General features: G+C 70.1%; 26 protein-coding genes and 1 pseudogene. 16 read left to right on the forward strand and 11 right to left on the reverse strand.

The window, feature by feature from the left end; genetic code table 11:
* Nucleotides 1-5: 5 nt before the first annotated feature.
* The 9 genes from VTA80_RS00890 to VTA80_RS00930 all read left to right on the forward strand — a co-directional run bounded on the left by VTA80_RS00890 (nucleotide 6) and on the right by VTA80_RS00930 (nucleotide 10,340).
* Nucleotides 6-1,202 (forward strand): hypothetical protein, encoded by a 1,197-nt coding sequence (locus tag VTA80_RS00890; protein WP_407343548.1) that lies wholly within the window; start codon nucleotides 6-8, stop codon nucleotides 1,200-1,202.
* Nucleotides 1,202-2,671, forward strand: coding sequence for an SCO6880 family protein (locus tag VTA80_RS00895; protein WP_407343549.1), 1,470 nt, complete (start codon nucleotides 1,202-1,204; stop codon nucleotides 2,669-2,671). Before VTA80_RS00890 ends, VTA80_RS00895 begins: the two co-directional genes overlap by 1 nt.
* Nucleotides 2,672-2,677: 6 nt before the next feature.
* On the forward strand, nucleotides 2,678-4,201 hold the full coding sequence (locus VTA80_RS00900) for a VirB4 family type IV secretion system protein (protein WP_407343550.1): 1,524 nt from the start codon (nucleotides 2,678-2,680) through the stop codon (nucleotides 4,199-4,201).
* A gap of 272 nt (nucleotides 4,202-4,473) precedes the next feature.
* The gene (locus tag VTA80_RS00905; protein WP_407343551.1) at nucleotides 4,474-5,541 is read left to right on the forward strand and encodes an ArdC family protein; all 1,068 of its coding nucleotides are present in this window, start codon (nucleotides 4,474-4,476) and stop codon (nucleotides 5,539-5,541) included.
* On the forward strand, nucleotides 5,538-7,466 hold the full coding sequence (locus VTA80_RS00910) for a type IV secretory system conjugative DNA transfer family protein (protein ID WP_407343552.1): 1,929 nt from the start codon (nucleotides 5,538-5,540) through the stop codon (nucleotides 7,464-7,466). Before VTA80_RS00905 ends, VTA80_RS00910 begins: the two co-directional genes overlap by 4 nt.
* Nucleotides 7,463-7,831: a hypothetical protein gene (locus VTA80_RS00915; protein WP_407343553.1), complete on the forward strand. Its 369-nt coding sequence runs from the start codon at nucleotides 7,463-7,465 to the stop codon at nucleotides 7,829-7,831. The genes VTA80_RS00910 and VTA80_RS00915 overlap by 4 nt, the downstream gene beginning before the upstream one ends.
* Nucleotides 7,828-9,246, forward strand: coding sequence for a hypothetical protein (locus VTA80_RS00920; RefSeq protein WP_407343554.1), 1,419 nt, complete (start codon nucleotides 7,828-7,830; stop codon nucleotides 9,244-9,246). The genes VTA80_RS00915 and VTA80_RS00920 overlap by 4 nt, the downstream gene beginning before the upstream one ends.
* The gene (locus VTA80_RS00925) at nucleotides 9,243-9,752 is read left to right on the forward strand and encodes a hypothetical protein (protein ID WP_407343555.1); all 510 of its coding nucleotides are present in this window, start codon (nucleotides 9,243-9,245) and stop codon (nucleotides 9,750-9,752) included. The genes VTA80_RS00920 and VTA80_RS00925 overlap by 4 nt, the downstream gene beginning before the upstream one ends.
* A gap of 78 nt (nucleotides 9,753-9,830) precedes the next feature.
* Nucleotides 9,831-10,340 carry a bifunctional DNA primase/polymerase gene (locus tag VTA80_RS00930; protein ID WP_407343556.1) on the forward strand — a complete coding sequence of 170 codons (510 nt, stop codon included), beginning with the start codon at nucleotides 9,831-9,833 and terminating at the stop codon, nucleotides 10,338-10,340.
* Nucleotides 10,341-11,111: 771 nt separating this feature from the next.
* Here VTA80_RS00930 and VTA80_RS00935 read toward each other — a convergent pair.
* From VTA80_RS00935 to VTA80_RS00945, 3 genes are all read right to left on the reverse strand, one after another.
* Nucleotides 11,112-11,636 carry a DUF4395 family protein gene (locus VTA80_RS00935; protein ID WP_407343557.1) on the reverse strand — a complete coding sequence of 175 codons (525 nt, stop codon included), beginning with the start codon at nucleotides 11,634-11,636 and terminating at the stop codon, nucleotides 11,112-11,114.
* A gap of 227 nt (nucleotides 11,637-11,863) precedes the next feature.
* On the reverse strand, nucleotides 11,864-13,012 hold the full coding sequence (locus VTA80_RS00940) for a sensor histidine kinase (RefSeq protein WP_407343558.1): 1,149 nt from the start codon (nucleotides 13,010-13,012) through the stop codon (nucleotides 11,864-11,866).
* Complete coding sequence (locus tag VTA80_RS00945; RefSeq protein WP_407343559.1) at nucleotides 13,009-13,740, reverse strand: response regulator; 732 nt, start codon at nucleotides 13,738-13,740, stop codon at nucleotides 13,009-13,011. The genes VTA80_RS00940 and VTA80_RS00945 overlap by 4 nt, the downstream gene beginning before the upstream one ends.
* 167 nt (nucleotides 13,741-13,907) lie before the next feature.
* On the opposite strand from VTA80_RS00945, the gene VTA80_RS00950 reads away from it, so the two are divergent.
* The 3 genes from VTA80_RS00950 to VTA80_RS00960 are packed head-to-tail and all read left to right on the forward strand — an operon-like array spanning nucleotide 13,908 to nucleotide 15,825.
* Entirely contained in the window at nucleotides 13,908-14,252 is a 345-nt protein-coding gene (locus VTA80_RS00950) for a glutaredoxin (protein WP_407343560.1), read from the forward strand.
* 2 nt (nucleotides 14,253-14,254) lie between these two features.
* A complete protein-coding gene (locus VTA80_RS00955) occupies nucleotides 14,255-15,208 on the forward strand; it encodes a cytochrome c biogenesis CcdA family protein (RefSeq protein ID WP_407343561.1) in 954 nt (317 codons plus the stop codon).
* Nucleotides 15,205-15,825: a peroxiredoxin family protein gene (locus VTA80_RS00960; protein ID WP_407343562.1), complete on the forward strand. Its 621-nt coding sequence runs from the start codon at nucleotides 15,205-15,207 to the stop codon at nucleotides 15,823-15,825. The genes VTA80_RS00955 and VTA80_RS00960 overlap by 4 nt, the downstream gene beginning before the upstream one ends.
* A gap of 576 nt (nucleotides 15,826-16,401) precedes the next feature.
* Here the strand turns inward: VTA80_RS00960 and VTA80_RS00965 are convergent.
* The 7 genes from VTA80_RS00965 to VTA80_RS00995 form a co-directional block, all read right to left on the reverse strand.
* Entirely contained in the window at nucleotides 16,402-18,849 is a 2,448-nt protein-coding gene (locus VTA80_RS00965) for a heavy metal translocating P-type ATPase (protein WP_407343563.1), read from the reverse strand.
* Between the two features lie 91 nt (nucleotides 18,850-18,940).
* Nucleotides 18,941-19,222, reverse strand: a complete 282-nt coding sequence (locus VTA80_RS00970) for a metal-sensitive transcriptional regulator (protein WP_407343564.1) — start codon at nucleotides 19,220-19,222, stop codon at nucleotides 18,941-18,943.
* An 81-nt stretch (nucleotides 19,223-19,303) separates the two neighbouring features.
* Nucleotides 19,304-19,477, reverse strand: a complete 174-nt coding sequence (locus tag VTA80_RS00975) for a YHS domain-containing protein (RefSeq protein ID WP_407343565.1) — start codon at nucleotides 19,475-19,477, stop codon at nucleotides 19,304-19,306.
* Between the two features lie 190 nt (nucleotides 19,478-19,667).
* Nucleotides 19,668-21,977 (reverse strand): heavy metal translocating P-type ATPase, encoded by a 2,310-nt coding sequence (locus tag VTA80_RS00980; RefSeq protein ID WP_407343566.1) that lies wholly within the window; start codon nucleotides 21,975-21,977, stop codon nucleotides 19,668-19,670.
* Nucleotides 21,974-22,156 carry a hypothetical protein gene (locus VTA80_RS00985; protein WP_407343567.1) on the reverse strand — a complete coding sequence of 61 codons (183 nt, stop codon included), beginning with the start codon at nucleotides 22,154-22,156 and terminating at the stop codon, nucleotides 21,974-21,976. Before VTA80_RS00985 ends, VTA80_RS00980 begins: the two co-directional genes overlap by 4 nt.
* Complete coding sequence (locus tag VTA80_RS00990) at nucleotides 22,153-22,377, reverse strand: heavy-metal-associated domain-containing protein (protein WP_407343568.1); 225 nt, start codon at nucleotides 22,375-22,377, stop codon at nucleotides 22,153-22,155. The genes VTA80_RS00985 and VTA80_RS00990 overlap by 4 nt, the downstream gene beginning before the upstream one ends.
* A gap of 131 nt (nucleotides 22,378-22,508) precedes the next feature.
* On the reverse strand, nucleotides 22,509-22,922 hold the full coding sequence (locus tag VTA80_RS00995; protein WP_407343569.1) for an antibiotic biosynthesis monooxygenase family protein: 414 nt from the start codon (nucleotides 22,920-22,922) through the stop codon (nucleotides 22,509-22,511).
* Between the two features lie 316 nt (nucleotides 22,923-23,238).
* Between VTA80_RS00995 and VTA80_RS01000 the strand changes: the two genes are divergently transcribed.
* From VTA80_RS01000 to VTA80_RS01010, 3 genes are read left to right on the forward strand one after another with little or no spacing between them, the layout of a single operon-like run.
* Nucleotides 23,239-24,027, forward strand: a complete 789-nt coding sequence (locus tag VTA80_RS01000) for a prolipoprotein diacylglyceryl transferase (protein ID WP_407343570.1) — start codon at nucleotides 23,239-23,241, stop codon at nucleotides 24,025-24,027.
* A 57-nt stretch (nucleotides 24,028-24,084) separates the two neighbouring features.
* On the forward strand, nucleotides 24,085-24,402 hold the full coding sequence (locus VTA80_RS01005; RefSeq protein ID WP_407343571.1) for a DUF2933 domain-containing protein: 318 nt from the start codon (nucleotides 24,085-24,087) through the stop codon (nucleotides 24,400-24,402).
* Between the two features lie 22 nt (nucleotides 24,403-24,424).
* Nucleotides 24,425-25,189 carry a vitamin K epoxide reductase family protein gene (locus VTA80_RS01010; RefSeq protein ID WP_407343572.1) on the forward strand — a complete coding sequence of 255 codons (765 nt, stop codon included), beginning with the start codon at nucleotides 24,425-24,427 and terminating at the stop codon, nucleotides 25,187-25,189.
* Between the two features lie 185 nt (nucleotides 25,190-25,374).
* On the opposite strand, the gene VTA80_RS01015 is transcribed toward VTA80_RS01010, so the two are convergent.
* Nucleotides 25,375-25,770, reverse strand: coding sequence for a hypothetical protein (locus tag VTA80_RS01015; RefSeq protein ID WP_407345848.1), 396 nt, complete (start codon nucleotides 25,768-25,770; stop codon nucleotides 25,375-25,377).
* Here VTA80_RS01015 and VTA80_RS01020 point away from each other — a divergent pair.
* Nucleotides 25,702-25,944 (forward strand): annotated as a pseudogene (locus VTA80_RS01020) (DUF3105 domain-containing protein); the annotation flags it as partial. The gene VTA80_RS01015 and the pseudogene VTA80_RS01020 overlap by 69 nt on opposite strands.
* Nucleotides 25,945-25,963 lie beyond the last annotated feature (19 nt).

The raw sequence follows: 25,963 nt of genomic DNA on the forward strand, positions 1-25,963 counted from the left end.
CCGTCATGGAGATGTGCGACCTGCTCCCCCTGTCCCCCGCCTGCGCCGTGGCCGGGGTGGCCGGCAACGTCGCCGGCTCCACCGCCGGCGGCGTCCTGGACGCGGTCGGCCAAGGGATCGCGCGCGGGGCGGCGTCCGTGATGGACGCCGTGTTCGGGGCAATCTCGACGACGTCCACCCTCGATCTCGGCGCGAGCTACGTCGCGCGCAACGCCGCGGCCCTGGCCTCGGTGGCCGCCATCTTGGTCGTGGGCCTGTTCGTCGTCCAGGTCGCCATGGCCGCCGTGCGCCAAGAACCCGGCGGTCTGCTGCGCGCGGTCATCGGCGCCGGCGGTGCGCTTCTCGGCGCCGCCGTGGCCGCCACGGTGACCCAGTCCCTGCTGCTCGCCGTCGACGGCATCTGCGACGCCCTGGCGGGGATGGCCGGCACGAGCATCGAGGCCGCCGCCCGGTCCCTGCTGGACGTGTCCCTGCTGATGAATCTGGGCACGATGAGCGGCGGCGGTTCGGCGCTGATGATCGTGTTCGGGTTGCTGTTCATCGTCGGCGCCGTGTTGACGCTGGGCACCCTGCTGGTCCGCGAGGCCCTGATCGTGGTCGCCGTCGTGGTTGCCCCGTTGGCGTTCGCGGGCGGCACGGCGCGGATCACCACCGGGTGGGTGCGCCGGTGGGTGCAGGTCACTTTGGCGCTGGTCTTGTCCAAGCTGGCGATCGTGGTGGTGTTCATCGTCGCGGTCGGGATGGTCGGTCAGCGCACCGGCTTGGGTGCGTTGATGTCCGGTCTGATCTTGTTGCTGCTGGCGTGCTTGGCACCGTGGGCGTGCTTCAAGTTCCTCGACTTCGCCGGCACTGCGGTGGCCTCCGAGTTCCACCGCGCCACCAACGGCGCCACCTTGGCCGCGGTCCACCAGGGCCGCACCAGCGCCCAGTCGATGATGCGCACCGTGGCCCCCATCGTCGGGGGCGCGGCCGGTGGCTCGGCCGGCGCCGCCGGCGCCCGTGGGGCCGGTGGGTCTCGCGCCGCGACCGGTGGGGCGCCACTGCCAGGCGGCCTGGCTCCGTCCAGCGCGCCAGCAATCGCAGTATCGACCGGTCCGCCGCGGGGTCGCTCCGGTGCCTCCACCCCGGGCTTCGTCCCCGACCCACCGGCGGGGACGTCGCGCGCCGCCCGGCCTGCCGCCCAGTCCAGCAAGGAGTCCTGATGACGATCGCACCCGCACGGCCCACCGAGAACGGCGAGACCGCCCGCACGGTGCGGTTCGGGCGCCGGTCCTCGCGTGGGGTCCTGCTCGGGCTGTCCACCGCCCGGGTCACCGCGATTGGCGTGGCCCTACTCGTGGCGGTGCCCGCGGTGTACCTGGGCGGCATGAGCGCCCTGGTGTGGACCGCACCGGCGTGGGGGTCCGCGCTCGGGTTGGCGTTCGTGTGGGTCGGCGGGCGCCGGGCGGTGGAGTGGGTGCCCGTGTACGGGCACTGGGTGCTGCGCCGTGCGCGCGGCCAGAACATCTACGGCGTGCGCGTGCTGCGCCCCCGCCCGGCCGGGACCCTCGCCCTGCCCGGGGACGCCGCGTGCCTGCGTTTCCACCACGACACCCTCACCGGAGCGGCCATGATCCACGACCCGTACGCGAACACCCTCACCGCGGTGGCGAAAGTCCGCCACCCCTCGTTCGTCCTGCTGGCCCCCGGCGACCAGGACCGGCGCGTGGCCGGGTGGGGGCGGGTGCTGGCCACCTGCTGCGCATCGGGGCGCATCGCCCGCGTCCAAATCCTCGAACGCACCTTGCCCGACTCCGGGCACGGCGTGCGCCAGCACTGGAGAGACCGCGGGCGCCGCGATGGCTCCTGGTCGGCCCGCCAGTACGACGAGCTCGTCGAGCAGGCCGGCCCCGCCGCCGAACGCCACGAAACCACGATCTCCATCAGTTTGGACATGACCCGCACACGCCGGGCCGTGCGGGCCGAAGGTGGCGGCGTGGGCGGGGCGGCCGCGGTCCTGCGCCGCGAGCTGGCCACGGTGGTGGCCGCGCTGCGCGCGGCGGACATCACCGTGGACGGGTGGGTCGAGCCTGACGACTTGGCCGTGATGCTGCGCCTGGCGTACGACCCGGGCGCCGCCCAGAGCTTGGACCGCACCGGGGTGGGCCGCAACCTGGAGGCGGCGGGCCCGGTCGCGGTGCATGAGCACTTCGACCACCTGCGCACCGACTCCGGGGTGCACGCGGTGTACTGGATCTCCGAATGGCCGCGCTACGAGGTGTACCCCTCGTTCTTGTCCTCGATCCTGCTGGCCGCCGGGGTGCGCCGGGCCACCTCGATCGTGGCCCACCCGCTGACGACCGCCGAGGCCATGCGGTCGGTGCGCAAGGAACGCGTGGAGTACCAGACCGACGCCGCCCAACGCCAACGCATCGGGCAGATCGCCGACTTCGGCGCCGAACAGGAATGGGCCGACGTCACCCAACGCGAACGCGATCTCGTCGCCGGGCACGGCGACCTGCGCTACGCCGGATTCCTGTGCGTGACCGCCCCCGACCTGGACTCCCTGCAGGCCGCCAGGTCCGCGATCGAGCAGGCCGCCGTCCAAGCCGGCTGCGAGACCCGGCTCCTTCTCGGCCAGCAAGCCCAAGCGTTCACCGCCGCCGCCCTGCCCCTGGCCCGAGGGATCTGACCGGCGATGGACGCCCCCCGCCTCCTGACCACACCCCTGCTCACCCCACCCGGGCGCCCGCGCGCCCAGCGCCGACAGCGGCGCCGCGAGGTGGCCGACCTCGAGCGCGCCACCCGCACCCGCACACGCGACGACCGCGCCTCGACGGCGAAGGCCGCGCGCGCGGGTCGTTCACAAACTGGGTGGGTGCCGCGGTCGGGTGAGCCGGGCCCGGCGGCGCTGCGGTCGTGGCTGCCGTTTCGGGTGCCCCCGCACGCGGCGACGTCGGCGACGCTGGCCGGTGCGTACCCGTTCCTGGCCGAAGCGGGCCTGGGCTCCCAAGGGGTCCTGATCGGGGCGGACATGCTCTCGGGTGGGTCGTTCGTCTACGACCCCTGGGTGCTGTACCGGCAGGGGATGCTCACCAACCCCAACGTGCTGCTGGCCGGGGTGATCGGCACCGGCAAGTCCGCCCTGGCCAAGTCCCTGGCCACCAGGTCCCTCGCCTTCGGGATCCGCGTGTACGTCCCGGGCGACCCCAAGGGTGAATGGACCGCGGTGACCCGCGCGGTCGGCGGGACGGCAATCACCCTCGGTCACGGCCTGACCACCCGGCTGAACCCCCTGGACGAAGGGCGCCGACCACCCGGACTGGTCGACGACCAGTGGCAGATGATGGTGTGGACCCGACGCCGCGAACTGCTCGGCGTGCTCGCCGAGACCGTTCTGGGCCGCGCCCTGCAGCCCGTCGAGCACACCGCCATCGACACCGCACTGCGCGCCGCGGTGACCACCACCGCGGTGCCGACCTTGCCGACCGTCGTGGACCAACTCCTGGACCCGGCGGGTGCGAGCCCTGCGGAGGTGGCGTTGCTGCGGGCGGACGGGCGCGACGCCGGCCACGCGCTGCGGCGCATGGTCCACGGCGACCTGTCGGGCCTGTTCGACGGCGAGTCGACGATCCGGTTCGACCCCGACTCCCCGATGGTGTCGTTGGACCTGTCTGGGGTCTCGGGCAACGACACGCTGCTGTCGCTGGTGATGACGTGCGCGTCGACCTGGATGGAGGCGGCCCTGCTGGACGTCGACGGGGGGCGGCGCTGGGTCGTGTACGACGAGGCGTGGCGCGTGATGCGCCACCCCGCCCTGATCCGCCGGATGCAGTCCCAATGGAAGCTGTCCCGCGCATACGGCATCGCGAACCTCATGGTCATCCACCGGCTCTCCGACCTGGACGCCGTGGGCGACCAACGCAGCGAAGCCCGCGCCCTGGCCCAAGGACTGCTCGCCGACTGCTCCACCCGCATCGTCTACCGCCAGGAATCCGACCAGCTCGACACCTCCGCGGCAACCCTCGGCCTGACCGCCACCGAACGTGACCTGCTACCCACCCTCGGTGTTGGACAGGGACTGTGGCGCATCCGCGATCGCGCATTCGTGGTGCAACACCAGATGACCCGCGGCGAGCTCGCCGTGTTCGACACCACCGCACGCATGAACGACGAAAATAACGGGTTCGCGAGATTCTCGACGGATCCGAACCGAACATGAGCGCTGGACCCTCGCCGTGCCCGAACGGCAGCAAGACAGCCCCCGGGTAGCGATCGCACCGCGAGCAAACCGCGCTGTGGTGTGGACAATCTCGCGACGGTTCACGCTGCCGGTTCGCGCGCCGTGGTCACACGAACAGGTGGCGACCGGCCGCTCCCGGTGCGGCGACGCCCAGGCAGGGGGCTGCTGGGCGTCGTCCCCTCCACCATCGCGCGGCCCGCGCGGCCGCGCCACCCCGCGGTCGCGTGCGCACCCGCCGACCTCCCTGACACATGACAACGACACGCAGCGAAAAGTCTGGGTCAAGCTCCTCGGTCGACCGGTTGGCGCTCGCCCACGAGAGCCTGGTCGCCCTGGTGCAGGGCCTGCAGTCCAGTGCGGACTGGCAACGCGCGCTCGCCACGGCGGCGCACTTCCACCGGTACAGCTTCGTGAACTCGTTGCTGATCGCGTCCTCGCACGCCCGCGCGTTCCAGGCAGGCCTGGTCTCTGATCCGGTGCCCGAGGTGGTCGCCGGGTATGCGACGTGGAAGGCCCTGGGCCGTCAAGTGATCGCCGGGCAGCACGGCCACACGATTCTGTGCCCGCGCAACCGCACGATCCACGAAGCCGTCACGCCCGACGGCGAACGCCGACCCATCGACCGCGGCGCGACGCCCGCGCCGGGCGAGACCGCCGTCACGCGCCGCAACGTGGTCGGGTGGACCACGGGCACCGTGTTCTCCCTGTCCCAGACCGACGGCGCCGTGCTACCCCTGGCCCCGCGTCCGGTGCTCCTGGAAGGTCAGGCGCCGGCGGGATTGTGGGCGGGCCTGGCCCAGCAGGTCCGCGTGGCCGGGTTCGAGCTGGCTGACGTCGCCAATGCGGCCGTGCTGGACGGGGCGAACGGCGTGACGGACTTCGGGTCGCGCCAGCTGCGGGTCCGCGCGGACATGGACCCCGCAGCGCGCACCAAGACGCTCAGCCACGAGCTGGGGCACGTCGTACTGCACGCGCCGCACATCGTGGCGGGCCAACTCGTGGGGCCATCGGTGCCCCGGCACGTCAGTGAGGTCGAGGCCGAGTCGGTCGCCTACCTGATCGGCGCCGCGCACGGGATGACCACCACCGCGTACACGCTCCCGTACGTCGCGTCGTGGGCGGGCGGCGCCGACCCGGCCGCCACGGTGCGCGCCACCGCCGAACGGGTCGTGCGCGCCGCGCGCGGCATCCTGGACACCCTGGCGACCGACCACGGGCTGGGCGGTCGCCCGCCGGGTGCGGACCTGATACTCGAGCGGCCCCGCGATCGCCGCGCACCGGTACGGGAAGTACCCGCGCGGCAGGGGGTCACCCGGTGAGCGGGCAGCAAGGCTCTCGACCCCAGCCGGGCACAGAGCTCACGGATGTCGCCCTGATTGGCCTCGGCGCCCTGGTGGGTGCCGCGGCCGTCCTGAAGGCGGGTGCGTGGCTGGCTGCCCGGGCTACGGGGCACCGCCCACCCCGGGTGGGGCTCAGCGGTGCGTTCGGTGTGTTCAAGCATCCGGGTGACCCGACCGCGGCCTGGGGCACTGCCATGCCCGGTCCTGTCCCCTACTGGACCATCACTGGCGTGCTGGCCGTCGCTGTCGTTGCGGCCGGGATGTTTGGGGTCCGGTGGTGGCGCGGTCAGGACCGGCGACTGCGCGCCGATCCGCGGACCCTGCCGGGCACGGCCACCGCGGCGGAAGTCAGTGCCGCGGCCAGCGGGCGCACCGTGACCCGTCGCGCGCGCCACGCTCGCCCGTCGGTGCACCGGCCTGAACCGGTCGAGGTCGGCTACCTGCTCGGGCGCTCGCGTGGCCGCCAGGCGTGGGCGTCGGTGGAGGACTCGATGCTGATCGTCGGACCGCCCCGGTCCGGCAAGGGGCTGCACCTGGTGATCCCGATGATCCTGGACGCACCCGGCGCTGTCGTGACGACGTCCACCCGCCCGGACAACCTGGCCGTCACTTTCAGCGCCCGGCAAAAGGATCGCCCGGTCGCAGTGTTCGACCCGCAGCATCTGGCCGCCGGGGTGCCCGGCGGGTTGCGCTGGTCACCGGTGCGCGGGTGCGAGCTGCCCCAGACGGCGATGATCCGTGCCCGCGGCTTGGCCGCGGGCACGGGAATGTCACGCACGATGGACGACGGGGACTTCTGGCAGAGCCAATCCGAAGCAGTCCTGCGCGCCCTGCTGCACGCCGCCGCGCTGGATGGGCGCGGCGCCCGGGACCTGTACCGGTGGTCACTCGACCCGACCGCGGTCACCGAAGCCGTCACGATCCTGGCCCGCCCCGGAGCCGCCCCGGGGTGGGACGACGCCCTGGACCAAGCCGCCCGGTCCGACCCGCGCACCCGGGACTCGATCTGGCTCGGGGTCCGCCAAGCCCTCGGGTCCCTGGCCGACCCCCGGGTCCTTGACGCCGTGACTCCCCGCGACGGGGAGGAGTTCGACCCGGCCACGTTCTTGCGCGAACGCGGCACCCTGTACTTGCTCGGCACCGCATCGGGGGCCGGCGCCGCCGCCGCCCTGGTCGCCGCCCTGGTGGAGGACATGGTCGAGACCGCGCGACGCCTGGCCGCAGCCTCGCCCGGCGCACGCCTTGACCCACCCCTGCTGCTCGCATTGGACGAGATCGGCAACCTCGCCCCCCTGCCCTCCCTGCCGTCGTTGATGTCCGAAGGAGGCGGGACCGGCCTGACGACGTTGGCCGTGCTGCAGTCCCTGTCCCAGGCGCGCGACAAGTGGGGCGAGCAGCAGGCCAACACCTTGTGGGACGCGGCGATCGCGAAGATCATCCTCGGCGGGGGCAGCAACGCCCGCGACCTGGCCGACCTCGCCGCCCTGATCGGCGACCGCGACGAAGACACCCAATCGGTCTCCCGCGACTCCCACGGCGCGCGCTCCACCTCCTCCTCCGTACGCCGCGTGCCCGTCATGGACACCTCCCAGCTGCGCACATTGCCGTTCGGCACCGGGGTGCTCCTACTGCGCACCGCACCACCCATCGTGCTGGACCTGCACCCCTGGACCGCCCGCTGCGACGCCGCCACGCTCACCACAGCGCGCACCGGCGTCGAACAGCAACTGCGCACCTCAGCGACGCCGACGCCGTTGGCCGCCAGCGGCCTCGCCCACCCGACCCACCCACAGGACCCCGCCCCGGCGGGGCTGTCCACAACCCGTCCCACTTCTGCGCCACCCACAGGTGCGCACGGGCCAGGCTCCCTGCTTGCACAACCACCCGAAGGAGCACCCCGGTGAACACCGACCTCGAACGGCACCGCCACCCCCCGGATCCCGAGCCTGACCTCGACCAAGTGGCGGTGGCCCGCGGGTACCTCGCTGCCGCACTGGACCGGTGCGCCGCCGACTCCGAGGTCGCCTTGCGGATCTGCGCGGCCTGGTCCGACCTGGACGACCCCGGCCACCTGCCCGACGCGGTCGACCCGGACCTGAGCGAGGACGTCACCCCGCTGACCTGCCTTGAGCACGCCCGCCATGCGCTGAGGTCCGCGATCCCCACCATCGAGCCTGCTGCTCGGTGCGTGCCGATCAGCGCCAGCCTGCGGCGCCTGTTCGACCTGATCGCCGAGCTCGACGACGCCCCCGCCCCGGACCGCCCGTGAGGTACGAGCAGCACATCGCCCGCGCCGCCCGGTACGCCGCGCTCGCCCTAACCGACCGCGACGCCCACCCCGACGAGCTCGACCACCTCAGCGCACTGCACGACGACGTCGCGGTGGCCCTGGCCGAAGCGTTGCGGCGCGTCACCCTGATCGCCCCGACCCAACCGCGGACCGTTCAGACGTTCGCCCTGGCCCGCCACCCCGTGCGCACCCTGGTCGACCGCCTCAGCGCGCTGCCGCGCCTGGGCCCCGCACCCGACCACCTTGGTCCGCCGACGGAGCGATGGGCCGGCCGACCAGCTGGACCGGCCGCCGCCCTGGATCCCGTGGCGGTGTGGAAAGGGCTCGCCATCGACGCGTTCCTGGCCGGCGCGGAGCTCGAGATGATCGAGCCCGAGCTCACCGAGGCCGCGCGCTGGTCCGCCGTGGGCGACCTCGCGACCCTGGCCCACATGCTCGCCGTGTCAAACAGCGATCTGCTCAACTCCATCAACCGACCCTCCCGCGAGCGTCGACGACTCGACCATGTCGACCGCCTGGCCCGCGGGGCGTTCGCCGCCCTGGGCGTCGAAGCCCGCGAAGTCATCCACCTCGCCGGCACCCCCCGCCCCGCCGACCTGACAGACGCCGACTACCTCGGCCCCGACCGGGTCCTCACCGTGCCCCGCCTCGCTGCGCTCCCCGCGGCCACGCAGAACCTCACCCGGCTGCTGTCCACGCAAACCGCGTCGGCCACCGATCTGCTCGCGGTGACCCGGGTCCTGTCGCAGGTCTCCGCAGCCGCAGCAACAGCCCTGAACACCGCCGCACACGCGCCAGGCGCCGCGCTCCCCGCCATGCTCACAGCCACCTCGGCTGCGTTGCACGAACATGCGGTCGCCCTCGCGCGGGCCGTGGTCGGCCACCAGACCCGTCTGGGCGCCCTTGAGCGCGGATCGGCGCTGCTGCTCGGACAGGCTCGCGAAATCGGCGCAATCGCCCTGCCCCGCCTGCGCGACCTCGCCCCACGCCCCACACAGGCCGAGGCAACCTCGCCGGACCTGCTCGAGTACGCCGCCGTCGTGAGCGAGACCACTCGCGCGATCAGGCAGGAGTTCGCCGCCCTGCACGATCGCCGCGACATCCTCGTCCGGGACCGGACCGAGGACGCCGCCCACGGATGGCGCCCCACCCAACCCAGTGACCTCACCGCTCTGCTGACCGGTCTGGACCGCGCGGCCTCTGCCGCCGGTCGAGCCCCCAGACCACCGCAGACCCGGCCAGCGCCGGCGCCGAAGATCGCGAACGTCGCCCAGATCCTGGACCTGCAAGCAGCGCTCGCCCGCCGCCAGGTTCAACTGCGACCCACCCAGCCCACCGGCCTGGTCCTCAAAGGGAACTTCCCCATCAACCGCGGCCACCTCATCGAACGATGACCCGGCCCACCCCGACCGGCGACCAAGACGCCTTCGACATCGACCCTGACCTCGACCCCGCCGAGGTCGACGCGCTCGTCGACCGGGTACTAGGAAACGTCCCGCGCCCCGTCAACTTCGCCAACCTCACCCACGGCACGGCGTTGACCCACTGGGTGGCGCTGGACCGATGGGTGCGCTGGCTGGTTCGCCGGTACAACCTTGACCACCGCGACGTCCCACCGTGCTGGTACGCCCACTCGGACCTCGTCGAAGAGCTCTCCGCCCTGCACACCGCCCACCGCGGCGCGTACGACCCCGGCGGGCCCGCCGGCGGGCCCGCCGAATGGCACCAGACCCTCGCCACGACCCGCACCCACCTCCAGCTCTCGGTGTCCCGGACCGGCTGCAAACCCCGCGAGCACCGCCCACCCGCCGCCATCGACTGGGCGAGCGAACCGGCCGAGAAGGACTACGCCGACGGCTTCAAGGCACACGTGGCCGACGACGCCGACCGCCGAACCTGACCGGCTCGGCCGAGACTGCGTGTGCGCACTCGACGAGCTCCCTGTATGGAAGACGCCCACCACGCGGAGGCACCAGCGATGGACAACACCCCCGACACCCAGCAGCCCGACATGCTGCGCCGCGCACTGACCTTCGCTGCCGCCGGGATTCCCGTCTCCCCGTGCCTGCCCGGGGGGAAACCACCGCTGACGACGAATGGGTTCCACGACGCAACCATCGACACCGTCCAGATCCGCGATTGGTGGATCGCCCGCCCGACCGCGAACATCGCCACCCCGACCGGCGCCCCCAACTTCGATGTCCTCGACGTCGACGTGCGCCCCGACGGCACCGGCTGGCCCGCGTTCGACCAGGCCAAACATGCCGGACTTATCGACGGCTGGATCCGCGCCGTGCGCACACCCTCCGGGGGCTCCACCTGCACTACCCCGGCACCACCCAACGCAACGGCAGCCTGCGCGGACTACACCTCGACTTCCGCGGCGTCGGCGGATACGTCCTGCTGCCTCCCTCCCTCGGACAGACCAAGACCTACAGCCGCCGCTACGACGTCATCCGCGAACAACCCGGACCCGGAAACCCCGTGAACTGGACCGCCATCGGACGACTACTCACCCCCACCCCTACCCGCCGCCCAGCACCGTATGACGGCCGCCCAGACGGCGTCGACCCGACCGCGTGGCTCGCCGCGCACGTCGCGCGTCAGACCGAGGGCAACCGCGACAACGCCCTGTTCTGGGCCGCCTGCCGCGCCGCCGAAGCCGGTGTCGCCGACCTCAGCCCGCTCGTCGAAGCCGCCGTCAGCGCAGGACTCAGCGAACGCCAAGCAGGCCGCACCACCCGCAGCGCCCTAGACACCATCACCCGCACCGGCACCAGACGCAGCCGATCGTCAGCGCCAGCACCCCAAACGTTGTCTCGATAGCCCACCCGCTCGCTCAGCACTCCCCACGCCCGGCCCCGCCGTCGGAGGAGCGGATCGGTTCTGAAACAGTCGTCGTCAGCGCCGAGAAGCCGAATCGCGGCTTACCCAGGCCATCACTTACGTGGCACTATGCGGCGATCGCTTCTCTCCCTTTTCTTGGATCGAGTCCGTGGTTGCCCCAATGAAATGGGAAGCGCAATCGTCCAACGCCAGTCCTGGCCGCCCCGCGGGCAGGAGTCCGCGACGAACTCTCAACAAGGAGCAAGCGAGGCCGAACACAGTCCGCGATTATTCAGCGTGACGGCGAACGGAAACGGGACCTCACGTGAAGACGACCGGTAGATGCTGGTCACGACCGGCGACGTCGATCCCGGGATCAAGTTCCGCTCGGTCCGACCGGATCCACACGCGATCCCAGGCGAAATGGAACGTCTCAGTCAGATATTTGAACTCCTCCTCGAGACCTGAAACCCAGTCTGTATATCCAAGACCCGAGGCACCAAAGGCTGACGGTCAGAATCGCCCCTCCGAAGACGACGAATCCTCCAAAAATGAACCCGAGCAGGCTCTCTCCGTAATAGAAGCATGCTGCCGAAATTGTTAGCATCGCAGTGGAGAGCAGGTACGAGAATCGTCGCGGAGTTGGCGTGGACGGAAGAGACGGAGACCCGAAAAGATGTCGGATGACGTGATTGTAGATCAAATCGAGAGCCATCCCTCGCGGCCAGATAGCGCCGCTGAAGGCTACAAGGGCCATGATTCCGATCCAAATTACCGACTGAAAGAATAGTCCGGTTACAATCAGAATAGTTCCCACCGCAGGAGTAAATCGCAGCGGCATCGCGAAGCAGGACTTGGCCGATGCGTCGAGATCTGCAAATCCTTGCCGATCAAGATTTTTCTCCAGAGAAGCGCTCAGGATCGCCATTCTGTCATCCTCCCTTAAGTTGGAATCCATCCCGCGTCACAAATTCTGTCTGCTACCTACAGTCAATGTCTCCGGCGCGTTTTGTCTCGAGCTCCGGTCAACGTCCATCCTGTCGTGCCCGTGTATCGATCGGGTCAGCAGACCATAAAGTTTCGACATAGATGTCGCTGGCCCGCCGGTCACCATGATGCCGAGATGCCGAGATGCCCGAGACTCGTGATGAACTCGAGCGGCGAGGGCGTCCGGCCCCCACCGATCTACTCTCCCGACTCCCTGCCCGAGACGCCCCTGACCGGCAGCGCGATGGTGAACACCGCGCCTCGGCCCGGCCCCTCGCTATGAACGGTGATCGTTCCGCCGTGAGCTTCGGTGATCACCTTGGCGATCGCGAGGCCGACGCCCGATCCGCCGTGGGCGCGGTCGCGGGCAGTATCGACGCGGTAGAACCGATCGAAGATGTGCGGCAGGTGGTCAGCGGCGATTCCCTGACCGTCATCAGCCACCACGATGCGGACCAACGCGCCTGCGCGGTCGGCCATCAGCGCGACCCTGCCCCCAGATGGCGTGTGCCGTAGCGCGTTGTCGAGGAGGTTGGTCAGGACCTGGGCGAGCCGGTCTGCGTCCGCGTCGATGATGGCCGTCGCGGCGATCGGCGAGACCCGTACCTCGAGGTCCACCCCACCGCTGGCGTACCGCTGGGTCGCCTGAGCGGCTGCGTCGGCCACGACCTGCGCGACGACGAGGGGCGTGCGCCGCATCGTCAGACGGCCTTCCTCGGCGGTGGTGACAAGGGCAATGTCCTCGCTGAGCCGCGCCAATCGCGCGACCTGGTCAGAGAGCATGGCCAAGGTTGGCGCGTCGGCCTTTTCGACGCCCTCGGCGATCGCCTCTAGGTAGGCCGCCAGAGTGGACACCGGGGTGCGCATCTCGTGGGCGAGGTCGCCGAGCATCTGGGATCGACTCACCTCGATCCGGCCCAGGTCCGCTGCCATCGTGTTGAACGCCTCGGAGAGTTCGTCGAACTCGGTGCCTATACCTACGGCGGGGACCCGCGCGGTGTAGTCACCGTCTGCGACTCGCCCGGCGGCCACCGTCACCGGGCTGAGCGAGCGTGTGATGCGCCGGGTCACGAAGACGCTGACCACCACGGAGGTGAGCAGGGCTGCTGCCAGGGCGAACGCCAGCGACAGCGCCGAGGCGGTACGGAATGCCCTTTCGGCGTGCAGGACCGCGAGAGCATCATTGCCGCCGATGCGGGCCATGTGCTCGTGGAAGATCGCCGGGCCGATGCCTGCCGCAACGACCCAGGCCGTGGCGCCGCCCACGAACACGACCACGACGATGGCCCCGAGCAGGCGGGCACCGAGGCTCCTTTGCCCGCCGATCCAGGGTCGCCCCCACCTCACTCGCCCAGGCCCATCCGGTAGCCCACGCCGCGCACCGTCCGGATGAACACCGGCGCGGCGGAGTCGTCCCCCAGTTTGCGGCGCACGTGCCCGACGTGGACGTCGACGAGGTGCTCGTCCCCTACCCACCCACCACCCCACACCGCCTCGATCAGCTGAATCCGGGTGAAGACCATGCGGGGGCGCGCGGCCAGGGCCGCGAGGACGTCGAACTCCGTGCGGGTGAGGTCGACGAGATCTCCCGCCACGCGGACCTCCCGCCCGGCGAGGTCGATCGAGAGGTCTCCGAACTCGACCGGAGCCTCTTCGAAGACCCCGGGATCGTCTTGCCGCGGGCGGCGAAGCATGGCACGAACCCGGGCGACCAGCTCCCGGGGGCTGAAAGGCTTGGTGAGGTAGTCGTCTGCCCCGACGGACAGGCCCACGAGCTTGTCGATCTCCTCGACGCGGGCGGTGAGCATGACGATGTAGCAGTCGGAGAAGGTCCGCACAGCCCGGCACACCTCGACGCCGTCGACACCGGGCAGCCCTAGGTCGAGCACGATCACGGCAGGTTCCCACGCGCGGGCGCGGGCGATCGCTTCCTCGCCGTCACCGACGGTCTCGACCTCGAACCCGTCGCGGTCAAGGTAGGTGGCGACCAGCCGGGCCAGGGGAAGCTCGTCGTCCACGACCAGCACGCGCGGGCGGGCGGCGGGAGTTCGAGGCTCGGGGGCGGGAATTGCCATGTGCCCATCTTCGCGCGCCAGCTCCACCGGGAGTTCCACCCGTCCGAAGACGAGCGAAGGCTTGATCGAATCTTCATCACTTCTACCGGCTCCCTGCGGGTCAGAAGCCCGAGGATTCCTACCAGCGGCGCCCGGAGCGCCCGCGCCGTCATCGCTTCGGAGGACCCATGTTCGGCAAGACAACCCGCCACGCACCAGATCTCCCGCGCCGGGCGACGGGGATCAACATCACGGTTGTGCATGCCCCTGCGTGCCACTTTTGTGACGACGCGGAACAGTCGCTGTCGCTCCTGGCAGAGCGATTCCCGTTGGCCGTGCGGATCGTCGCGCTGGAGTCCGACGAGGGTCGGCTCCTGACCGCGAAGCACCGACCCGCCATGAACCCGCTCGTCCTGATCGACGGACGGTTCTTCAGCGCGGGCCGGCTGCCGCGCAAGAAGCTGACCGCGCTGCTCGAGCAGGTCGCGGTCGAGCAGGTCGCAGCCCGCGACCGTTCCCCGATGGCGGGCTGACCATGGGCGACCTGCTCACGACCGGCAGCATTCTGGCCGCGTTCTTCGCCGGCGGCGTGGCGCTGTTCGCGCCGTGCTGCATCGTGTTCCTCGCACCGAGCTACATGGCCGTGGCGGTCAAGAACCGGCGCTGGCGCCTCCTGCCGCTCACCTTCGTGTTCGCCGCGGGTCTGGCCCTGGTCCTGGTCCCGATCACCCTCGGCATGGGACTGATCGCCGGCGCTATCGCGAACTACCACGCACCGCTCTACTACGCGGGCGCGGTCCTCATGCTGGTCCTGGCCGCGTTGTCCCTGTCCGGGCGCATGTGGTCGCTGCCGTCGTTCATCGCTTCCCCCGACACCACCCGCGCAGACACGGCGAGCTTCTTCTCCCTCGGGGTGTTCTCCGGGATCGCCTCCAGTTGCTGTGCCCCGGTCCTGGCCGGGGTGATGACCCTGTCGGCACTGTCCGGATCCGCTATCGGCGGGCTGACCCTCGGCCTTGCGTACGTGTTCGGCATGGTCTTCCCCCTGTTTGTCATGGCGCTGGTGTGGGACAAGGCGCACCTGTCCGAGCGCCGGTGGATGCGCGCGCGCCCGGTCCGGATCCGCATCGCCGGCCGGGTTCTGGCGACCAACACCCTCAACATCGGGGTCGCGGTGGCATTCACGATCATGAGCGCTGGGATCTTCTACCTGGCCGCGGCCGGAGAGATGACCGGCGGGTCCGCGCTCCAGAGCGCCATCGGCCAGAACCTCGCCCGCAGCTTCGAGCGCGTCCAGATCTGGCTCGCGCCCGTCCCTGAGGTCGTACTCGGGATCGGCCTGCTCGCCGTCGCTTCCATCTTCATCATCGCCACCCTGCACCGCAGACCAACCGACGACGACGACGGCGACCAGGCGGACTGCCCCGCCCACACCACATCAGCCGACTCGGCGCAGGCCGTCGGTGCACCCAAGGAGCCACACACATGAGCACCCGAAGCAAGGCAGAGCACGCCGCGATCGTCCAAGCTCAGGCGACGGCACGCGCCACGACGCACCGCAACCGCCGCCGCTACCAGCTTGGGGCGTGGGCCGGGGCGCTCGTCCTCATCGCCGCACTGGTTACCGTTGGCCTGCTCACCTCTCGTCCCGACGCGTCCGCAACCCAGCGCACAGCCCCCGCCTTCACCCTGCCCACCACGACTGGCACCAGCGTCAGCCTCAGCGACTACCGCGGCGGTCCAGTGATCCTGTACTTCAACGAGGGCGCCGGCTGCGCCGCGTGCACCATGCAGCTAGCCGCGATCGAGAAGGACCCGGGCTTCGCCGCAGCAGGGATCAGCGTCCTGCCCATCGTGATGAACACCCGCGAGCAGATCCAGCCCGACCTCGACCAGTACGGCGCCACCACCCCCGTGCTGCTCGACGACGGCACCGTCTCCCAGGCCTACGACACCCTCGGCAAGGGCATGCACGAAGGCCTTCCCGGACACTCCTTCGTCCTGATCAGCCCCGACGGCACCCAGCTCTGGTACGGGGAGTACCCATCCATGTGGCTCGAACCCGCCAAGCTCCTCGACAAGGTCACCGCCCTACTCGCTGCGTGAGCGGCCGCAAGAGGCGCGAACGCCGTCTCGCATCACCCAACTTGCGACGGTTACCGTGCCGCGCCGGACGGTCGGAGCGAGTTTTTGCCGGACGCCTTGGCCGCATGCCGCAAACCGGCGCCTGCCGGCAGGTCGCGCAACTCTGAGACGAGGAACAGGCGCGGTTAACGAGAACGACGCTGGCCGATGTAGGGCCCATCCTTGGGAGGCCCAATCCCGCGCGCCGCCGCAGTGGTGGCGAATCCTTCGAACCATGCGACTGGGAGTTCACGGCCGCCGCTGCCGAAAAGGGATGACACAGGCGGCCGAAGCTCAGTCGGTTCGGTTCAGGTCCGACTCCCTCGTGGCCCGCGAACTATCGCGCGATGACGCGTCGGCGGGGAAGATCTGGGACACCGCCCACAGCCCGAGCGCGACATATATCAAGCTGACGCCGCCGAGGACGAGCCACGTGCTCACATCCACCTCGTACCTCCCCAGATCCGCGTCACCGCTAGCGTGACCGACTAGCCCGCGTGAATTGGCCCAGAATTGACGAAGAATCGCTGAAGATTCGCACTGGGTACCCCGCAGGGATCAAGACCGCTGCGCCGCCCCAGCGGTTGCTTCCGCACCGGGTGCGGGGGCGGGTGTCGGGGTCGGCAGGTTGAGCCGCTTGAGCAGCAGGGCGTTGACCGCGACGATGAGCGACGACCCGGACATCGACAGCGCCGCGATCTCCGGGCGAAGCACGAGGCCGAACCCGGACGCGAAGACCCCGGCCGCGATCGGCAAGGCGATCACGTTGTAGCCGACGGCCCAGCCCAGGTTCTGCCGCTCCTTGCGGCGCGTGCCCTTGCCGATGCGCAGCGCCACCGGAACGTCCAGCGGGTCCGAGCGCATCAGGACGACGTCGGCCGCCTCGATCGCGACGTCGGTCCCGGCGCCGATCGCGATGCCAAGGTCGGACGTGGCCAGGGCGGGGGCGTCGTTGACGCCGTCCCCCACCATCGCCACCCGTTTGCCGGCCCCCTGCAGCTCGGCGATCTTTGCCGCCTTGTCCCCGGGAAGGACCTCGGCGATCACGGTGTCGATGCCGAGCTCGTCGCCGATCCGACGGGCGGTCGCCTCGTTGTCGCCGGTGAGCATGACGACCTCGATCCCGGACTCGTGCAAGGCCGCAACGGCCGCCGCCGCGGTGTCCCGGACCGCGTCCGCCAGCGCGATCACCCCGACCACCTGACCGTCCACCGCGATGAGCACAGCGGTCCGCCCTTCGGCAGCCAGCTCGTCGCGACGACCCGCGAGGGAACCGAGGTCGATCCCCTCGGCCTGCATCAGGCGGCTGTTGCCCACGAGCACCCGGCGGCCGTCCACCTGCGCGCTCGCGCCGTGGCCGGGGATGTTGCGGAAGTCCGACAGCTCCATTTTCGCCACCCCACGCTCGGCCGCGTACTGGTCGATGGCCCGGGCCAGGGGGTGCTCAGACTCGCGTTCGACGGCGGCGACCAGAGCCAGCAACTCGTCCTCCGGCAACCCGGAGACGATCACGTCGGTAACCTCCGGTGCGCCCTTGGTCAGGGTGCCGGTCTTGTCCAGCACGACCGTATCGATCCACGCCGAGGTCTCCAGCGCGGTCGCGTTCTTGAACAGCACCCCGCGCTGGGCACCGAGGCCGGTACCGACCATGATCGCCGTCGGGGTGGCCAGGCCCAGAGCGTCCGGGCAGGTGATGACCACCACGGTGATCGCGAACAGCATCGCGGTCTGCACACTCGCCCCGGTCGCGAACCAGACCACGAACGTCGCGCTGCCGGCCACGAGGGCGACCAGCACGAGCCAGAACGCTGCCCGGTCCGCCAACCGCTGCCCGGGGGCCTTGGAGTTCTGCGCCTCCTGGACCATCGCGACGATCTGGGCCAGGGCGGTGTCCGCGCCGACCTTCGACGCGCGCACCCGCAGCGTCCCGGTGGTGTTGATCGAGGCCCCGACCACGTCCGCGCCCGGCCCTTTGGCCACCGGCAGGGACTCACCTGTCACCATCGACTCGTCCACGTCGGACTCGCCCTCCTCGACCACCGCGTCGACCGGGATCTTCGCCCCCGGACGCACCAGGAGCAGGTCCCCGACCCGCACTTCAGCGGTCGGCACCTCGACCGGCTCGCCATCGCGCAGCACGAGCGCCATCGCCGGAGCCAGCTCGAGCAGAGTCCGCACTGCCTCGCTCGCCCCACCCCGGGCACGCATCTCCAGCCAGTGCCCGAGCAGCACGAACGACGTCAGCACGGTGGCAGCCTCGTAGAACACGTCCCCACCACCGGTGAGGGTGATCGCGACGCTGTACAGCCACCCGGTGCCGACCCCGACGGCGACCAGGACCATCATGTCCAGCGTCCAGGCCCGCAGCGCCCGGGCCGCTCCGTCGAAGAAGATCCACGCGGAGTAGAAGATCACCGGCAACGACAAGATCAACGAGAACACGTCATCGCGCAGCCCGAACGGGGCGGGGACCGTGAAGCCCAACACGTCCCGCCCGATCGGGGACCAGAGCAGGATCGGCACGGACAGCACGGCCGCCACGATGAGACGGTTGCGCATGTCGCGCACCATGGCCGCCATCGACCCGCCGCCATGTCCCCCGCCATGACCCATCGCGTCATGCGATGACACCCCGGCAGTCGCGTGCCCGGCGTGCCCGGCAGACTCGTCGTGCGCGTCGTGCGCGTCGTGCGCGTCGTGCTCATCATGCGCCGCGTGGGCGGCGGGCGGATTGGCGGTGATCGTGGCAGCGGGTTCGGCCATCGGGTCGCACACGTGCTGGGGCACCGACTGCCCCGCACAGTGGAATCCACAGTCCCTGATCCAGCCGGTCAGCTCGGCGACGTCGGTGCGGTGCCGGTCGTAGGTGACGGTCGCGGTCTGTGCGACAGCGTTGCATTCGACCGCGAGCACCCCAGGGCGACGCAGCAGCGTCCGCTCCACCACCGAGGCCGACGACGCCCAGCTCAACCCCCCGACCTGCAGGACTGTGGTCCGAGCGTTCATGTTCGGTTCCTCTCGGGATTTCGTGGCCGGACCCGAGCATCGGGAAGGGCGGTGGTGCCTTGTGCAAGTGGGCGGGTGGGCGACGACCGATTCAGCTCCGTACGAGGCGAGCGATCGCGGCCGTGGCCTCCTTGAGCTTGGCTTCCTGCTCGTCTCCGCCAACTCGGGCGGCAGCCACCAGGCAGTGGCTCATGTGCTCCTCCAGCAGCCCGAGGGCCATGGATTGCAGTGCTCGTGAGGCTGCTGAGACCTGGGTGAGGACATCTATGCAGTAGGTGTCCTGCTCGACCATGTTGGCGATCCCGCGTACCTGACCCTCGATGCGGCGCAACCGGATGAGCTGATCGCGCTTGGAACTACTCTCGCCGGTCATCCCGGGTTCCTTTCCTTCTCGGTGCGGCCGGCCAGCGGTCGCCCGCCGGGAGCGGACGCTCCGCCCCCGGCGACGGTCGCGCTACGACACCGTCGCGCTGGCGTAGTTCTCGGGCTTTGCGGTAAAGGTCGCCGCACAGTGCTTGGAGCAGAAGTGGTACGTGCGGCCGTCGTACTCGACGCTGGCGGCCGCCTTGGCAGGGTCGACGGTCATGGCGCAGATCGGGTCGGTCGCCTTCGGGGACGTCTCTGACATGTCGTGCTCCTCTTGTTGATCGCGCTCGATGTCCGACACCGGGTCGGTGGGTGGCATGCGGGCGAAGTTGTCGATCGCTGCGCGGATTGCACGCCCGCGGCCGGTAGGCCGAGGGGCCGCGGGCAGCGAGAATGGCCCGCCGTGGGCCTGACGATCGTCCGCGCGATCGTCAGGCCGGACCCGATCCTGGTCAGCCGGCGACTGCCGCTGGTTCGGGCTCCTGGGTGCGAGCCGCGGGGGCCTCGGTGGTGGGGTCGATGGACACGGCCCGGAACCGGCGTAGCCGCAGGCTGTTGCTGACGACGAACACCGAGGAGAACGCCATCGCGGCACCCGCGATGAGCGGATTGAGCAGCCCCGCGACCGCGAGCGGGATCGCAGCGACGTTGTAGGCGAACGCCCAGAACAGGTTGCCCTTGATCGTCGCCAGGGTGCGCCGGGACAGGCGCACGGCGTCCACGGCGGCGCGCAGGTCCCCCCGCACGAGTGTGAGGTCGCTTGCCTCGATCGCCACGTCGGTTCCGGTGCCCATCGCGATACCCAGGTCGGACTGCGCCAGCGCCGCGGCGTCGTTGACGCCGTCGCCGACCATGGCCACGACCCGGCCGGCGGCTTGCAGGTCACGTATGACGGTGACCTTGTCGGCGGGCAGCACCTCGGCGATGACCTCGTCGATGCCGACCTGGGCGGCGATCGAGCGCGCGGCCCGGGCGTTGTCGCCCGTGAGCAGGACGGGGCGCAGCCCGAGGGCCTTGAGCTCGGTGACTGCCTGCGCGCTGGTCGTCTTGACTGTGTCCGCCACGATGATCAGGCCGCGGATCTCGCCGTCCCAGCCCACCGCGACGACGGTCTGCCCGGCGCCCTCAGCCTCCTCGAGCTGCTCGGCCAGGTCCTCATCCAGGGCCTGCGCCCATTGCTCGGCCATCCACGCGACCCGCCCGGCGGCCATCGCGTGGCCGTCCACGACGCCCGAGACGCCCAGCCCCTGGCTGTTGGCGAAGGACTCCACCGCGGGCAGGTCCCCCAGCTTCTCGCGCGCGCCGGCCGCGATCGCGCCGGCGATGGGGTGCTCCGAGGCGTCCTCGAGGGCCCCCGTCAGCAGCAAGAGCTCATCGGCGTCCGTGCCCGCAGCGGGAAGGACGTCCACGAGGCGCATCTTGCCGGTGGTCACCGTGCCGGTCTTGTCCAGCACGATGGTGTCCACGCGACGGGTGGACTCCAGGACCTGCGGGCCCTTGATCAGGATCCCGATCTGGGCACCGCGCCCGGTACCGACCATCAGTGCCGTGGGTGTGGCCAGGCCGAGCGCGCACGGGCACGCGATGATCATCACGGCCACGGCCGCGGTGAACGCCATCTCGCCACCGGCCCCGGCGCCGAGCCAGAAGCCGAGCGTCGCGACGGACAAGGTGATCACGATCGGGACGAACACGGCCGCGACGCGGTCGGCCAGGCGCTGGACCGGGGCCTTGCCGGTCTGGGCGTCCTCGACCAGGCGCGCCATCTGCGCGAGCTGGGTATCGGCGCCCACCCGGGTGGCCCGCACCCGCAGGCGTCCACCGGCGTTGACGGTGGCTCCCACCACCGTGTCCCCGGGGCCGACCTCGACCGGGACGGGTTCCCCGGTGAGCATGGACGCGTCCACCGCGGACGCCCCGTCGATGACGGTCCCATCGGTGGCGATCTTCTCGCCCGGTCGTACGACGAACTCGTCGCCGACGGCGAGCTGGTCGACGGGGATGCGCACCTCGACGCCGTCGCGCACGACGCCGACGTCCTTGGCGCCCATCTCAAGCAGCGCCCGCAGGGCCGCGCCCGACTGCTTCTTCGCGCGGACCTCGAAGTAGCGCCCGAGCAGGATGAACACGGTCACCGCGGAGGCGACCTCCAGGTAGATCTCACCCGAGGCGGACCCTCGTTGCGGGGTGAGGTTGAACGCCATCCGCATGCCGTTCGCGCCGGCGGCACCAAAGAACAGCGCGTACAGCGACCACCCGAACGCGGCCAGGACCCCGACGCTGATCAGGGTGTCCATCGTCGCGGCGGCGTGCTTGGCGTTGGCCCACGCGGCCCGGTGGAACGGCCACGCACCCCACACCACGACCGGCGTGGCCAAAGTCAAGGACAGCCACTGCCAGTTGTCGAACTGCAGCGGCTCGACCATCGCGAGCACCAGGACCGGTGCGGTCAAGACCGCCGACACGATCAACCGGTGCCGCAGCTCCGCGGTCTCGTCGACGGGCTCGGCGACCGCACCCCCGGTGGCGGCGTCTGCGACGGGACGAACCGGCTCACGCACACGGGCGGTGTAGCCGGTGCCCTCGACCGTCGCGACCGCGTCCTCGAGCGTGGTGCCCTCGGGCAGCTCGACCTTGGCCTTCTCGGTCGCGTAGTTGACACTCGCCTCCACCCCGGGCATCCGGTTCAGGCGCTTCTCGATCCTCGCGGCGCACGACGAGCACGTCATGCCGCCGATCTCCAACTCGATCGTCTGGCTCACTCAACTGTCTCCGTCTCCACCGCGCCCGGCCCGCCGGGGGCCGTCGCGCTGCTCTCGTGCATGACGGCGGGCGCCCCACCGGTCTCCACGGGGCCGACCAGGGCGCCGATCCCGAACCCGAGGCCCAACGCCGCCGCCAGCACGACGCCGAATCCCGCGAGCCGGCCCGCGTCACTCACGCCGATGCGCCGACAAGCTCGTAGCCGGCCTCGTCCACCGCCGCGCGAACCGAGTCCTCGGTCAGGGGCGCCGAGCTGGTGACCGTCACCTGGGACTGTCCATCCTTGACCAACGTGATCTCGACGCCGCTCACGCCGTCGAGCTTGGTGACCTCTTCGGTCACGGCGGCCACGCAGTGGCCACAGGTCATCCCGGAAACGGTGTACGTCGTGGTGCTCATGTCGATCTCCCTGGAGTCAATGGTGCGAACAGCGATTCGGCCCGCCGAGCGAACCCACCTTCATGTATACCCCCTAGGGGTATACATGTCGAACCCGAGGTGACGGGGCGGCAGTCCGAGCCAGGTGCGTTTCAGGCGTCCTGGCAGCAGCGGCCGGCGACCTGGAGCTCGACATGTTCCACAGCGACGGCCTCTTGCGCGCGCCCATGGCCGCCACCGCCGCCGCAGCACGAACCTGCGGCGGGGGACGCGACGACGACGTCATACACCGCCGCCTGGGGCTTGTCGGCGAGGATCTCTTCGAGGCGCGCCTGCACCCGGGCAGCCTGGTCGCTGGTGTGCATCGCGGCAAAGGTTTCGGCGCTGTGGTGCTCGACGAGGCCGACGTAGCCGCCGTCAGTCGCGCGCAGCAGACGCCGACCCTCCAGACCGTCCGTCCCGCGCAACTGGGCGTTGGACCAGGCGAACCACGCCTGGAACTCGTCGATTCGATCGGTGGGAACTTCGGGGAAGCTGGCAATTGCGACAAACATGCATTCCTCCAACGGTGGTGCTCAATTTCGTGAGGCAGGACGCAACAGCGTTCGGGCCCTGACTACTCAGGTTCTCCTGACAACCAGGCATGTCGGGTCGAGGTCCGATGAAGATCCCCTGAAGATCCAGGCCTCCGGGCCCGGCCGGCACGCTGACGGGCCGGGACGAAGGCCGACGTCCCGGCCGGTCGCACCGGCGGCCCTTCATCAAACGTTGACCGTTCCCCGGGGTGGTCCTTCATCACCGTGCACCACCGTTGGTCCCGGACGCACGGTCCGGGAGTGAACCGCCACGCCCGTCTGCGCCCACGAAGGAGTGGAGCAACACGTGCGGCCGGTTCTGTTCTCAATCTTTGGGCTCGACATCCAGTCCTACGGGGTGAGCAAGGCCTTGGCAGCCCTGGTGGCCGCCTACTTGCTCGCCCGCGCGTTCGAACGGCTGGGATTCAAGCGCGACTCGGCGTACTCACTGGTGCTGTGGGCCACGATCTGGGGGTTCGTCGGCGCCAAGATCTACTTCCTGCTCGAACAGCCGACGTTCGAGCTGCACCACCTCGGCGGGATGGGCTTCACCTGGTACGGCGGCCTCATCGGCGGCGTCATCGCCGCGGTGGTGATCGTGCGGCGCCACCACCTTGCCCTCGGCACGGTCGCCGGCGCGGCCGCTGTCCCGCTAACGGTCGCCTACGGGATCGGGCGGATCGGGTGCCTGCTCGCTGGCGACGGCACCTACGGTCGACCCACCTCCCTGCCATGGGGGATGACGTTCCCGCACGGGGTGGTGCCCACGAGCGTCCCCGTGCACCCGACGCCCCTGTACGAGACCCTCGCCGCCATCGTGATCGCCGGCGGGTTGTGGGCGATCGGCAAGCGGTGGAACCCGCCGGCGGTCTTCGGCGCCTACCTCGTGCTGAGCGGGCTCTCACGGTTCCTCGTCGAATACCTGCGCATCAACGAACCCGCGCTCCTTGGGCTGACCCAACCCCAGCTCTGGGCACTGGCCAGCCTCGTCGTCGGCGGCGCCCTGATCGCCCGCACCCGACCGCTCACCCTCACTCAACAAGAAGCAGTCGCGATGCCCGACGTCGCGACCGCTGGCGCCCGGTCGGCCAGCTGAGACCCGACGTTTCAGTACGTCAAGCAATCCCGACAATCCACAGGAGATAACTCGACCATGAACACCAACATGCAGGGACACAACCACGGCGGGAAAAACCACCTGCTCGCGATGGTCGGCATCGGGGCGTTCGTCCTCGTCGTGCTGCTGTTCGCTGGTAGGTCCTTCGGGGAGGCCCTGCCCTTCGCCTTCCTGCTGGCTTGCCCACTGATGATGATCGGGATGTTGTACATGATGCGCGGCGGAGGCAACAGCCACCAGCACGGCAACACCACCCCGACCCCACGCCCCCACGATCACGACGCACCGCCGGTGTGGTCCGACTCGACCAGCTACACCGCGGCCCACCCGCCGAAGCCCACCGACCGAAACTGACCAGGACGACCCGGGCCCCTTCATGGATGTCGCGCCCCACACCGCCCGCGGAGGGGAGGTCGACGTCACCTTCAATCCCGCCACTCAAATGGAGCCCACGCTCGTGAACCGCTACCGCGAGACCGAACATGCTGACCCGGCAACCGAAAGGCGGGCGGGAGTGGTGACCGACGACCGAGTCAATCGGATGCACCGGTTGCGCCATTCCGAGGGCTGGATCTTCGGCACGATGCTCTTCTCCGCGTGCCTCAGCCTGCTCGCGTCGTTCGTGCTCTCGGTCGACGCCGTCGAACTCGCCCGCGATCCACAGGCTGCTCTGAGCTGCAACATCAACACAGTGATCAGCTGCGGGCAGGTCGGGCTCTCGTGGCAGGCGAGCCTGTTCGGGTTCCCCAACGCGTTCCTCGGCCTCATCGCCGAGTCGGTCGTCATCACCGTCGCGGTCGCGCTGCTCGGCGGGGTGCGCTTCCCGCGATGGTTCATGGCGTCGGCCCAGTTGGTCTACACGCTCGGACTGATCTTTGCCTACTGGCTCTTTGCCCAGTCCACGTTCGTGATCCACGCGCTGTGCCCGTGGTGCCTACTCATCACGGTGTCGACCACGCTGGTCTTCTGGAGCCTGACCCACTACAACCTGCGCGAGGGCAACCTGTTCCTGCCCGCGAGTCTGCAACGTCGGGCGCTCGAGTTCGTGCGCAGCGACAACGACGTGTTCTTGGTGGTCGCCTGGCTGATCCTGCTGATCGCGCTCATCCTGGCGAAGTACGGCGCGGCGGTCTTCGGCTGAGTGTTCGGTTGTCGGCGGCGGGCGCCGGGCGCTGTACCCGGGAGAGCAGTGAACTATGAAGAGTTGCTGAAGATCCGTCGCGGGCTGCCACTTTTGCTGGGTTGTCGTCTCAGAGCCACGTACCGTCGATATCGCGCCCCTCGCCCCGTGCGAGAGAGAGGTTGCCGTCACCTACAACCCGTCGCTCAAGAGGAGCCCCGCTCGTGAACCGCAACCGCAAGACCGAACTGACCTAACGCCGGGCACGGCTCGCGCAGGTCAAGGCTGAGCAGAAGAGGGCCGAGCGCAAGCGCGCCTGGGTCATCGCCTCGCTCGCGGGCGTCCTGGTCCTCGGCCTGGTCGGCACCACGATTGCGATCGTGGTCGATCAGAGCGCCAAGAACGCCGATCTCGCTGCCCAGGCGAAGGACCCGATTCCGGGCCTCAAGACCTTCACTGATCTCTCGCAGGACCACGTCGACACCAAAGTCGACTACGCCCAGAACCCGCCCACCGGTGGTGCGCACTCCGCGATCGAGCAGGTCTGCGGCTTCTACTCCGAGCCGATCGTCGATGAGAACGCCGTGCATTCTCTTGAGCACGGCGCCGTCTGGATCACCTACGACCCGAGCCTGCCTCCCGGCCAGGTCGACACGCTGCGCGACTTCGCAGCCAAGGACAACTACGTCCTGGTGAGCCCCCGCGAGGGGCTCGCCTCGCCCGTCGTGGCGAGCGCCTGGGGCATCCAGCTCGCGCTCGATTCGGCATCCGACGAGCGACTGCCCGTCTTCCTTG

It is taken from the genome of Pengzhenrongella phosphoraccumulans, from assembly GCF_045689905.1.
Classification (GTDB): Bacteria; Actinomycetota; Actinomycetes; order Actinomycetales; family Cellulomonadaceae; genus Pengzhenrongella; species Pengzhenrongella phosphoraccumulans.

Bases quoted from the DNA above. Each gene is read 5' to 3' on its own strand.
- VTA80_RS00890 (WP_407343548.1), top strand. From the start codon at position 6: ATGGAGATGTGCGACCTGCTCCCCCTGTCCCCCGCCTGCGCCGTGGCC.
- VTA80_RS00895 (WP_407343549.1), top strand. From the start codon at position 1,202: ATGACGATCGCACCCGCACGGCCCACCGAGAACGGCGAGACCGCCCGC.
- VTA80_RS00900 (WP_407343550.1), top strand. From the start codon at position 2,678: ATGGACGCCCCCCGCCTCCTGACCACACCCCTGCTCACCCCACCCGGG.
- VTA80_RS00905 (WP_407343551.1), top strand. From the start codon at position 4,474: ATGACAACGACACGCAGCGAAAAGTCTGGGTCAAGCTCCTCGGTCGAC.
- VTA80_RS00925 (WP_407343555.1), top strand. From the start codon at position 9,243: ATGACCCGGCCCACCCCGACCGGCGACCAAGACGCCTTCGACATCGAC.
- VTA80_RS00930 (WP_407343556.1), top strand. From the start codon at position 9,831: ATGGACAACACCCCCGACACCCAGCAGCCCGACATGCTGCGCCGCGCA.
- VTA80_RS00935 (WP_407343557.1), bottom strand. From the start codon at position 11,636: ATGGATTCCAACTTAAGGGAGGATGACAGAATGGCGATCCTGAGCGCT.
- VTA80_RS00945 (WP_407343559.1), bottom strand. From the start codon at position 13,740: ATGGCAATTCCCGCCCCCGAGCCTCGAACTCCCGCCGCCCGCCCGCGC.
- VTA80_RS00950 (WP_407343560.1), top strand. From the start codon at position 13,908: ATGTTCGGCAAGACAACCCGCCACGCACCAGATCTCCCGCGCCGGGCG.
- VTA80_RS00955 (WP_407343561.1), top strand. From the start codon at position 14,255: ATGGGCGACCTGCTCACGACCGGCAGCATTCTGGCCGCGTTCTTCGCC.
- VTA80_RS00960 (WP_407343562.1), top strand. From the start codon at position 15,205: ATGAGCACCCGAAGCAAGGCAGAGCACGCCGCGATCGTCCAAGCTCAG.
- VTA80_RS00965 (WP_407343563.1), bottom strand. From the start codon at position 18,849: ATGAACGCTCGGACCACAGTCCTGCAGGTCGGGGGGTTGAGCTGGGCG.
- VTA80_RS00970 (WP_407343564.1), bottom strand. From the start codon at position 19,222: ATGACCGGCGAGAGTAGTTCCAAGCGCGATCAGCTCATCCGGTTGCGC.
- VTA80_RS00975 (WP_407343565.1), bottom strand. From the start codon at position 19,477: ATGTCAGAGACGTCCCCGAAGGCGACCGACCCGATCTGCGCCATGACC.
- VTA80_RS00990 (WP_407343568.1), bottom strand. From the start codon at position 22,377: ATGAGCACCACGACGTACACCGTTTCCGGGATGACCTGTGGCCACTGC.
- VTA80_RS01005 (WP_407343571.1), top strand. From the start codon at position 24,085: ATGAACACCAACATGCAGGGACACAACCACGGCGGGAAAAACCACCTG.
- VTA80_RS01010 (WP_407343572.1), top strand. From the start codon at position 24,425: ATGGATGTCGCGCCCCACACCGCCCGCGGAGGGGAGGTCGACGTCACC.